This window comes from Psychrilyobacter sp., from assembly GCF_037132775.1.
Classification (GTDB): domain Bacteria; phylum Fusobacteriota; class Fusobacteriia; order Fusobacteriales; family Fusobacteriaceae; genus Psychrilyobacter.
The window spans coordinates 22,867-34,323 of the sequence record NZ_JBAHZY010000101.1 but is presented as its reverse complement, the minus strand read 5'-3'; the positions used below and the strand labels follow the sequence as shown (position 1 = coordinate 34,323).

General features: G+C 29.6%; 7 protein-coding genes. All 7 read right to left on the bottom strand.

The features are described 5' to 3' along the window. Nucleotides 1–194: 194 nt before the first annotated feature. Nucleotides 195–758: a DUF1788 domain-containing protein gene (locus V5784_RS06720; protein ID WP_336888265.1), complete on the bottom strand. Its 564-nt coding sequence runs from the start codon at nt 756–758 to the stop codon at nt 195–197. Nucleotides 759–771: 13 nt separating this feature from the next. Continuing rightward, nucleotides 772–1,359: a DUF1819 family protein gene (locus V5784_RS06715; RefSeq protein WP_336888264.1), complete on the bottom strand. Its 588-nt coding sequence runs from the start codon at nt 1,357–1,359 to the stop codon at nt 772–774. A gap of 19 nt (nt 1,360–1,378) precedes the next feature. Next, nucleotides 1,379–3,394, bottom strand: a complete 2,016-nt coding sequence (gene brxL, locus V5784_RS06710; RefSeq protein ID WP_336888263.1) for a protease Lon-related BREX system protein BrxL — start codon at nt 3,392–3,394, stop codon at nt 1,379–1,381. 9 nt (nt 3,395–3,403) lie between these two features. After that, nucleotides 3,404–5,932, bottom strand: a complete 2,529-nt coding sequence (pglZ, locus tag V5784_RS06705) for a BREX-1 system phosphatase PglZ type A (protein ID WP_336888262.1) — start codon at nt 5,930–5,932, stop codon at nt 3,404–3,406. Nucleotides 5,933–5,934: 2 nt separating this feature from the next. Then, nucleotides 5,935–6,102 (bottom strand): ribbon-helix-helix protein, CopG family, encoded by a 168-nt coding sequence (locus tag V5784_RS06700; protein ID WP_336888261.1) that lies wholly within the window; start codon nt 6,100–6,102, stop codon nt 5,935–5,937. Between the two features lie 220 nt (nt 6,103–6,322). Next, nucleotides 6,323–7,279 carry a replication initiation protein gene (locus V5784_RS06695; RefSeq protein ID WP_336888260.1) on the bottom strand — a complete coding sequence of 319 codons (957 nt, stop codon included), beginning with the start codon at nt 7,277–7,279 and terminating at the stop codon, nt 6,323–6,325. A gap of 298 nt (nt 7,280–7,577) precedes the next feature. Next, nucleotides 7,578–11,411, bottom strand: a complete 3,834-nt coding sequence (gene pglX / locus V5784_RS06690) for a BREX-1 system adenine-specific DNA-methyltransferase PglX (RefSeq protein ID WP_336888259.1) — start codon at nt 11,409–11,411, stop codon at nt 7,578–7,580. Nucleotides 11,412–11,457 lie beyond the last annotated feature (46 nt).

The following is an 11,457-nucleotide window of genomic DNA, read 5'->3' as shown; positions in this document are numbered from 1 at the left end:
AGGCTCTGCTATTGACATACAAAAAATAAAGTTCTAATATATTAAAAACGAGAAGCAATAATTAAAGAATTATTACTCCTCTTTTTATAAAAGTTTTACATTAATTTTTAGAGTTTACACAAAACTTGCAACAGCCCCAAGAGAGTTTTTAACAACCCTCTTCTAATCGTTAGAAATATATTTTTACACCTAATCTATATCTTAAAAGCCCTATAGTAATTATTATCTTTAAACTGTCCAAATAAACTCAGGTCTATATTGGTATATTCTCCTGGAAAAAATAGTATTACTTTTTTATAATCAAAGATATTTTGTAAATTATTGAGTACTGTATGAGTTCTAACTATTGGATATACCTTTCCTACCCCAGTTATTAATACTAAATTATTATCTTTGCTCTTCTTCTCTATATATTTAACTATTATCTCTGAATTAAAACTCTGCTTTAATTTTTCATAGAGAAATTGCGTTCCTTTTTTCTTTTCTAGTTTAAAGGATTTATCTAGTATTCCATCATTCTCTAAACTCTCTAACATCAAATCAAATAGATCTATTTCTACTGCATTGACTCTACTTTCATTTTCTGAAAACTTAGGAATTAACTCGTTTTTTATAAAATCTCTCATCTCTAATTCTTTCTTAGGTTCATAATCAAAAATATAAAAAGGAACTTCATTAGCTAAGCCTCTATTCTCATAGAATTCATCACTATCTATTTTTTTTATTAAGTCATTCAATCTCTTTTTTAGATTATTCATTCCACACTTCCTTTTAGTATAGCATCGCTTTTAATATTTCTTTTTCTCCATTCCTATGTATTTCTTCCCTTATTTCAGGAAGGATTATAGGTCTAGTAATCTTATACTTACCTTCTTCTAATTTAGTTAATAATCCACCCTCTGTAAGAAAGTTTTTCATTTTAACGACCATTATTTTTTTACTTGCTTCACTCCAATTTTTAACTATATCAGATTGATCAGCTTTAAATTCTATGAATCTATTAAAATCTTTTTGATAGATTAAGTAATCATAGGTATGATATTTTTCTTTTATTACTTCATCTGCAAATTCTAATATAATCCTTTCGGTACATAAAATTGTATAAAGATTAATAACCTTACCTGTTTGGCTATCACTATTTACAAGGTATTCTTTTAATTCATCTGTTAAATAAGTTAATCTTTTCCTCACACATAAATACTTTCTTTTAAAATTATTTGGACTAGTTACATCAAGGATATCTCTCTCCTTAAACTCTTCTCTCATATCCTCAATATCTTTATTTTTTAATAAAAACTTACATGCTCTTTTTATCTCACTGAAATAGAAGTTTTCAGATGTTACTGCTCTATATTTCATTTATATCTCCATCCTTTCTTTAATTAAATCCAAGTGCTTTTTGTACTGCTTCTATAGGGTTACTATAAAAAATTGGTTGTACTTCCATTAAAATATCTGGCGGAAGTGTTGCAAGGTCTGGAGCATTAACTATAGGTATAAGAGCTTTCTTGGCTCCTGCTTCCTTGGCTATTTGTAATATATTAGCCAACTCCGATACTTTGAGTACAGTCCCAGATAAAGCCATGTCACCTGTTACTACTAGTTGCTGTAATACTTGACGATTTAAAGCACTAGAACACATTGAGATGAATCCACCCAATGTTATATTTTTAGGCAATCCTGTATTTTTTTCATCGGTAATCGTTTGATAAAATTCTTTTTCAGTTACATTTATGACTCCACTTACCTGTTTAGAATTTATCTTTAGATAATTAAATGCATTTTCAAATGTTTTTTTCATTTTATTATCTGATACGCTTACTTTACCTTTTCCTGATGATATCTGACCTTCTACTTTATAAAGACCTTTTAAGTGCCCAACTGACTCTGTTACAGCATACACTGATCCTGCTTTTAGTTGCCCTTCAGGGATAAGTTTTCCTCCACCTTGTTCATTCAGAGATATATATATCTCTTCTCCACTTTCTTTATCAATATAAGAAAAGTTTGTAGCAAAGAACTCCATCCCTGCCATCTTTTTAAGCTGCTCTTTTACCCTTCTTCTGTACTCTAAAGCTTTTACTAGTATTTCCTCTATATCTTCCTTCGTGTACTCACCATGAGGATATAAGAGCTTTATAAGAGCTGAAGTAGTTTTTCTTACTGCTATAGTATCTCTTTGATTTAATTGAGATCCCAAATTAAAGTATTTTTCTATAGCATCTCCATATGATATTTTTCTTAATTCTCTAAATATTTCTGCCATATAGTCTACTATAAACCCATATTCCTTTGTAAAACAAGCAGGACTTAGCTTAGGTATTTCCCAACCAGGAACATAAGAATGCATTCTGTCAAAAAAAGCAGGATCATTATTCATCTCTGGTGGGAAATCAATTAATAGATGAGAAGTTTTAACTAATACATCTATACTTTGATTTATATTTCCTACAAAAACCATAGAAGCATTTGCATTTATTTCATCTTTTCCTCTAGCAAAAGATCCACTCGCCATGAAATCTTTCATTATCTGAATTCCATCTTTATCTTTAAATTTTATACCTGATATTTCATCGAAAGCTACGACATCCCAATAACCTACAAGACCTATTTGCCTTCTAGACATATTATAAAATAAATTAGCAACCGTTGTTTGACCTCCTGAAAGCAATATAGAATTAGGACTTATCTCCTTATATAAATATGATTTTCCTGTACCCCTTGGTCCGAGCTCACATAAGTTATAATTATTTTCTACTAAGGGTGCCATTCTAGTTAATAAGTGCCATATAGCATCATTATCAAAATTACTGGGTTCCATTCCACTTGACCTTAACAAAAATGTTATCCATTCTTCTTTACTAAACTTCTTTCTTCCTTCAAATACCTCCTCCATTTTAAGATTAGCTATCTGAATAGGTTTCAATTTATCTACTTTAAATGGAGAAATCCCACCACTTAGTTCATCAAATTCGTAACTAAGTGTTAATATACACCATATTCCTCCGCTTAATAGTTTTTCATGTTGTTTGATATAAAAACTTTCTAATGCAATTCCTTTTACTCCTAAATTAGAAAGTTCAGCCTCATAGATATCTTTTCTCTCATTAAGTTTTACACTAACCTTATCTATAACAGTATAAGTCCCCAACTCTTTAATTTTTGATTTTATTTTTTCTGCTTCATCTGGTCTTACATAGTTGTCTGAAAGAATCTTTTTTACTTTCTCCATCCCTATCTCTATAGTTTCTTCATCGGTGTGGTTGCAATACATTCCCAGTAAATATTCTAATACATATACCGGTACATTGGCTCCACCCTTTATTTTTGATACCAAATCTTTTCTTACTACTTTCCCAGTAAAAACTTCATTTGCAATCTTATTTATCTCCATCTCTTCTCCCTAAAACTCAAAATCTGCTGTAATACTTAGATTAATACTATATTCTCTAGAATCTAATATATCTCCATTTTCTGAATCAATGACTTTTAATATTACATTTTCATTGCTCGCCCCACTCAATGTAAGTCTAAAGCTATGAATCGTATTTTCATTGGTTTCATCTATTCTAAGCTTTACTTCATCACTCACTTTTGTCCCATTTATATCATATAGAGCAAGCCTTACATCTCTTTCTATTATTTTATCATTGATACTTACAGCATCTAATTGATATAAACTAAATCTTGTAATATTAGATGTTATTTTTGCAATATCTTTCTTTAGCCTCACTCCTACTTTTTTAGATCTAGTTGCATTAGCTCCACTTCTAAATTTAATAAGTGGTATAAGAACCTCTTGTATACTGGTTCCTCCATGAACAAATTGTAATCCACTTCCACTAGCTTTTATTCTTTGTGTTCTCTTTGGAAATACTCCACTATAATTATCAAATTGTAATGTAATACATCCTTTTTCTTCATACTCATCTTTAGCTAAGGCATATCTTTTTCCTAGAGTTTCATATTGATTGATTAGATCTAACTTATTATATTCTTTTACAGCTTCTCTTTCGTATTGGAACCCATGATCACTGGTTATGAATACATTTACTACACCTAGACTAGAAAGTGTCTTAGTAAGCCCTGTAATGTCTTCTACAGCCTCTTTACAAGCATTAAATGTATTTCTTTCTGTTTTACCTTTATCTCCGACTATATCTATAGTATCGTGATAAATATAAATAACCTTTTTTCCTTTTATATGGTTTTCTTGGTCAGTTCTGTTTAATTCTCTAAATTTATTATATGCAATAGCAGATGACTCTACTTCTTCTTTAATAAGTATTGCCTCTCTATTTATAGTATTTCCAGTGTCTATTCCATCAATAGTAACCTTAGAGCTTTCTATATCATAATGTAGCTTTTCATTATGAGGCAATAAATTAGCCATTCCAAGACTTGTTATACTAGGTAATTCAGTTATCATTCCTTGAATACTAACTTCCTTGCTATTACCTTCTTTTTTTAATTTCTCTAATATTTCTTGTCCAACTTCATATCTAAGAGCATCTGATATAATTACTGCTACCCTTGTATCACATTTTCTTACATGATCTTTATAGAAGTTTTTCTGTAATGAGAGCAGCTGTTTTTTTTCTATATTATCAGTCCATTCATCACATAGAGGAGTTAAGTATTCATCTTCATATTCTAAAGATATTTTTTTACTAATCTCTTCTAGTATTCCTGATATTTCTAGATCTTGTGATTTATCATAGGAATAATAGAAACCTCTATAATAACTATCTATTTTATAATAATGGTTCATATAATCCTTTACTACTCCACGAGCACTGTTCCTATTCTCTATATGTAATTCTTCCATCATCTCTATGAAATTAATAGCACTTAATAAGGCTTTATACATATGACTATATTTTTCTTTCCACAATGTATTATCCAGTCTTATATTGATATAATTTCTATACCTATCATAATCTTTTAAGCCCTCTGTTACCCTCTCGGCTATTTCTTTTAATACAAATAGATCAAATAATTCAAATGATATTCCAGACACTTGTTTTTCAAGATCTAATTCTTTTATTCTTTCATCAATAGCTAGATCTCTTCCTAAAGAATAGAACTCTTTTTTCACTATAGCTTCTGTATGTTTATTTTGTAGTAAATGCTCAGCAAATAAATATAGTTCTGGTTTATTTCCAATATAGTAATTTTCTAGATTCCTATGTACTTCTCCTTTAGAAATACTCCTATAAAAATGAACTACCAATATTGTCTTTAAAAACTTTTCAAAAGAATCAACTGTTAAATCATATTTACTCTTTATAATTTTATATAAACTTTCTAAATTCATCCATTTTTCTATCATCTCTAACTTTGATCTATCTAAGGTTATATTGGTTAAAATATCTTCTATATTTAGAGTTTTACTACTAGATAAGCTCGCAAGTATCCCTAGTTGTAACTCCTCTACGGTTATAGTATGAGGCTCTATATTTTCTAGTAGTTTTTTTAGTTTTTCTTTTCTCTCTTTACTGCCAAAGAACCCTTCATATTTTTTAACTATACTTGTCACTTCATAGTTAAGTCTATCAAAATTAAATTCTTCTACAATCATTGCAGATTTATTAGCTTCAAAGTACTCTGAATACAGTTCTATATCGAGTAAAAAGTTTTCTCTATTTTCTTCAGGTCTACCATTTTCACTATAGATTAAAAAATTAGATTCTCTATCCAAAACTTCTAATTCATATTTTAACTCAAATATATTAGTACTTATCTCTTCTTCTCTTCTATTGAGACCTTTTTCTAAATAAACTTTCTTTATATTAGGCAGCTCTATCTCATCGATCACATCTTTAAAACTACCACCATCATCATACCAAAAGATAATATGCCTCTTTTTGGGATAGTCAGGAATAGTATTAAATCTTTGCTGCAAGTTATCTTTTATTTTATTGATATCCATTCTTATTCTCCCTTAAGCTCCTCTGTATATTTTTCCCTTATAGCATCCTCTATAAGTCTATTCATAGGAATCCCTGTTTCTTCACTTTTCTTTTTTATAATATCTAATAATCGTTTTTCTAATCTAGTATTCACAACTTTTCTTTCTATTTTAGACTTTGGTCTTGCCAAAATGTACTCACCTACCTGACTTTCATATTATTGATAGTTTCTTCTATATAAAACTACCAATAAAAGTATAGCTCAAATACCACTTTAAAACAAGACAAAAGAGTCCCTTTTCAAGGACTCTTTTAGAATTATTTTATTTCATTGAATTTTCTACAATTTCTTTTAATTCTTGCCTTTTTAATCTTCTTCCTCATCCCTTACCCATTCCAAAATAAGAATACTATTCTATATACGCACTAATAGTCTTTATGAATAATTTTTCTGACATTTTTTTAAGGTTTTCTAAAAATTCTATTGGGATATTTTCACCTTGAGAACATTTCGACATAGCATTTTCAATCTGTTTTTCTGTATATATAATTTTCTTTTCAATTCCCACAAATTGTTCATTCTTACTTTCTAACCCTTGATTTTCTTTAAGTTTAGTATTTTCATTTACTTTAAATAATATTTCTACCCTATTGATAGATCTACCTTTTTTTATTTTTTTTATCTCCAATATTTCTATTCCTACTTTTAGGAGTTCTTTTTTTGCAGGTGTAAATATTTTTTGATCAATATGACCCGATTTATATGATTTAGGTATTTCTAATATTTCTTTAAATTTATCCCAAGTCGTAAAATAAAGACCTGTTTTCTTAAATTGCATTAAAAGACTATATAACCTTTTATTATATTTTCCTTTTATTCCTAAAATGTCAGCTTTTTTTAAAAGTACCAAAAATTTACTCTTAGGTTTTACCTCTTTATCATAGTAGTCCAATTCTTTTATACTCAATCTTTCCTTAGCTTTTGCCTTATACATCAAATCTATATCTTTTTTATAAAATAAATATTTTCTAAAATCTTCAGGAACATTTATTTTTATATTCCCATCTGGATAACTTGTAATTACAAACATAGAACCACTAATTGATTTTATTTCTGGATCTATTGATTCTAAATTATATGTTTCTGATTTGGTTAAACTTTTGATCAGCCCAAAAACATGTTCTGTATTATACTTTCCTTCGAACCCTGCCATCTCCCACAATTCTTGTCTATCTATCATCAATGGTTCATATTCATGTTGTTTATTATACCTTTGAAGAATACTATAAAAAGTATTTATTATACTCTCTTTTCCAAAGGTTATCGGTTGTAAATTGACTTTTTTATGTAATCTAATCTTACTCAATATGAAATTCCTCCCTTTACTTTATAAGTATATATTAACATATCCCATATCTAAAAACAACCACGATAATATATAAACGTGGTTTGATTTTCCTACCTTTTGTTGTCATGTTTCCTACCTTTTGTGGTTTTATCTCCTACCTTTTGTTGTCTTATTTCCTACCTTTTGTGGTTCCTTCTCAGTTGTATCCCAATAACACCTAATCCTAGAACCCCACTAAAAGACTTTAAAAGATTTAAAAGAATATAAGAGAAGAAAAGAAGAACCCTTTACAGAGCTCTTCTACATTTAAAATTACCTATATCTTCTTTAATATTTTTCCAAACTTAGCATAGTTAACCTTTACACCATCATCTAGATCTATAACTATCTTTCTATCAGCTATATCTTTTATATCTAGTGCAAACTTTCTAAGTTCATCTATCTGACCATTAATAGCTTTTATTTCTCTTTCAATCACCTTTTTATCTTTAGGTTTTAGATCTTCATCTCCTAATCTTCTGCTATTAGAATCAAGTATATTTTCCATAGTCTCTTGATATCTATTCAGATAATCCGTTCTTACTCTTCCAATAGTATTATCTCTGTATCTATGCATATATACTAGAGCTGAGAACCCTTCCTTCTTACCAGAGTTTACCATCCAGTAGATAGGTCTCTTCTTATATCTTTGTAAATGATCCTTGTAGAAATCCTTTATAAAGTATCTTCTAATTGCTTCTCTAGGAGATTCTCCTTTTTTCATATCTAAATGAGTTCCGATAAATTCTAAGTTTTCATTTGAATTTTCAGATCCATAGACTACTTTTACAAATTCTTCTATTCTAGTAACTATATCATTTTCAAATACTCTTTCATTGGTTACCGGGATAACTCCAAAAGCATCAGGAATAAATCTAGGACTTTCAATTGTATGTCTAGTTTCACCATCTTGACCTATTACATGTAGATTTCCACTAGTTACAGCAAGGTCATCATCAGAGTTAGCCATAATTAGTCCTGGTTTATCTATACTATATCTTCCCATGATACATCCTACTGCATATGAAAGAAATTGTTTTACAAGTTCAGACCTGTCAAATGTAAGTACCTTCCCTTGCTCCTTTTCTGCTTCATTAAGATTTTCATTTTTAACTTTCAATTCTTCACTTTCAACTGAAAGTAGCTTCTTTTCTTTCTTCAATAGCGTTATATCTTTAAGTTCTACTTTCTCATCCATTTCATCTTGAAGTCCATAGATGTCTATAAATAATCTGTTTAGTTCTTCTTCATTACTATGCATTTGGAAAAATCTTTCCCTCCAAACCTTTTCGTAACATTCTACTGCCTTTTTAATACTTGCCACCAATGAACACGAATCTTTGCTAATTTCAAGCTCATTTTCCGTGCTTTCCCCTCTATTTGACCATATTTCAGATTTGCTCAATTGATCAGAATCTGAATACTCGTGAATCGAGAGGGGAACTAAAGGGGAGAGTTCAAAGTCCCAACTTGTTTCACGGGAATCCCATTCTTCTCTGGCGATGGAGATACAAGATTGGGTTAAAATATTTATATTTTGTCTAATAATTTTTTCCATTGAAATAATCAAAGGAAAACTCTTTAAATCTCCTACTTGTAAGTGTAAAGTAGGATTTAATAATTTTGATAATTTATTTATAAATTTAGTATTTAAATAACCAATTAAATAAAGAAAAATTTGTTCTTTTACTAAAAAGACCGGTCCAGCCATATCTGAAATTGGTGAATCATATTTTCTCATAGAAACATTTCCAGAAGTAATATCATTATAACCTATTCCTGTTTTAAACCAATATTCAGAATTTATTAAATTAGAAGTTTTGTTTTCTTGATAAAATTGTTTAGCTTCAATTGACCAATCTATTGCGACTTCTGTATTTCCATACCATTTTCTAAAACTTCCACCTTTAGAATATAAATTCCATTTTTTATTAATTCCATAATTTATATGCTCGATTTCCCAAGAAAATCTTAAAAATTTATCATTATTTGCTGTTTTATTTTGAGAACCTATTTTTACTACATCTCCTAATTTCTCACTGGTAGAAAATATATCTTTCACTCTATCACTCACCCAATAAGCAATTGGACTCCCTGGGATTTTTGAGAAGTCTTTTTGAGAAGTTTGATATTTGATTTGTTGACCCGTATTAATACCTTCTTTAGGAATCTCATTAGTGCCATCTTCATCTCTATACATATCAAAATCATATTTATAGTCTAAATTATCCTTAGAATACTCATATATCTTTCCAATATCTTCAAACTTAATATGTTGAAAGTTTCTTTTATGAAGTCTATAATAACTTCCAAGTGTGCCTTTGTTCTCTTCATTTTTTAATACAAATGCAACTGAACCCCAGTCAATTCCAAATATACCTCTTCCCATATGTAGCAGCGATTCAATCGTCTGTTCTTCTATGATTTTATATCTTAATTTTTCAAAACTAGACAAAAATAACCAAGAAGGCATTACTATCATTGCAGTATATTTGTTTTTCATTGTAAATTCTTTACATTTTTCCATAAATACAGCAAATAAATCTGACTTACTATCTTTATATTTTTTTTCTACATATTTTTTTAGAGTTGGGCTATATCCTTTCCCTCCCATATATGGCGGATTAGTAATTGTCACATCATACTTTGACGCCATTACTGATCCTTGTTGGATCAATCTATTTAGTAGGGTTAGATCTTCTTCAAAATTCCATGCCCCTGCAAATATTCCCATCTGCCCCTGATTTTGGTAAATTTCTTTTAATTTATTTTTTTCAATTGTCAATTGTACATTGTCAATTATGTCTAACTTGAGAATACTCCCGTATTCCTTAGCATCTTTAAAATCCTCAATAAGTTTATTTAAATTTCTTAATTCAGATTTTATAATTAAATCAACTGTCTGTTCTCCTATACCATTACTCTCTTGTATAGCTAAGGTATTCAGGGTAACCTTCTCTTCTTCATCTAATCTATCTAAAACTCTAAATAATCTTCTAAATTTCTCCCTAGCTTTCATCATAACAGCGAATGATGCTAGCATCCCTGCTCTGTCATCTATCTCTAACCCATAGATATTATTTTTAAGAATAGATAAGACTGCTTCCTTACTGCTCCATCCAAGATCCTCGTAGATATCGTATAATAGATCAAATGAATAAGTCAGCATATGCCCAGATCCCATAGCAGGATCTAATATCTTTATATCCTCAATAGCTATCTTCTCACTTTCAACTTTCAACTCTTCATTTTCAACTGTATCTATATAATACTTCCATCCACTCTTTAGCTTCTCGCTGACACCTAGACTCTCCACTGCCAGTTTACCTAAAGAATTTTCTGCCATATATTTTACAATCCACTTTGGTGTAAATAATTGAGTGGCTGCTGGTATATTTTCCTTAGTTATCTTCTGATTTTTCTTTAATCCCTCAAAAACTTCGTCCTTTTTCTCTGAATTATAGAACTGATATAACCAACCAATCAATTCTACTGGAACTAATCCCGTTTCCTCATCCTTTGAACTCTGAATCTCTTCTCTCAACTTTACCAAGAATGAATCTTCCAATAATAATCCACTAGGAAAAAGTAACTCTGTATAGTCACTGCTTTTCTCAAACATAAATGGCATTATCTTAGATAAATCATGACATTTTTCTTCTATTAGAATAGAGTACATCTCCTCTAATTTATGTGTATCCTTTAAGTCATGGATCATATTTTTTCTATCTTGAGATAACTCCTCAAAGAAATCAGCTTCCATATAGTTATCCATGATATCAGGCTCTATCTTAGAAGTCGTACTATAGATTAATCTGTCATCACTATACTCGTTTATCTCCATATATGCTAATGCCGTCAATCTATTGAACCAAGTATAGGCAACCTCTTCTACTAGTTCAGTATATCCAAGGTCATTATATTTTTTAATCAATGAATCATATTGTCCCTTATTATATTCAAATCCGTTGATACTCACTAAATTATTGTGAGTATCTCCCTCTGTTATTCCTTTTTCATTTATCCCTAGAATTTCTAATTTTATTCTTACATTTTCTCTGAGTTCATTCCTCCCCCAGATCGCAAAGGTTTTTAAGCTACTCTTATTCATTAATTTTACTCCTTTTGTTATATTTTAATTCTTTCCTCGGGGGTTT

Excerpts from the sequence above, each read along its gene's own strand:
- V5784_RS06720 (WP_336888265.1), bottom strand. The coding sequence starts at position 758 with ATGAATAATCTAAAAAAGAGATTGAATGACTTAATAAAAAAAATAGAT.
- V5784_RS06715 (WP_336888264.1), bottom strand. The coding sequence starts at position 1,359 with ATGAAATATAGAGCAGTAACATCTGAAAACTTCTATTTCAGTGAGATA.
- brxL (WP_336888263.1), bottom strand. The coding sequence starts at position 3,394 with ATGGAGATAAATAAGATTGCAAATGAAGTTTTTACTGGGAAAGTAGTA.
- pglZ (WP_336888262.1), bottom strand. The coding sequence starts at position 5,932 with ATGGATATCAATAAAATAAAAGATAACTTGCAGCAAAGATTTAATACT.
- pglX (WP_336888259.1), bottom strand. The coding sequence starts at position 11,411 with ATGAATAAGAGTAGCTTAAAAACCTTTGCGATCTGGGGGAGGAATGAA.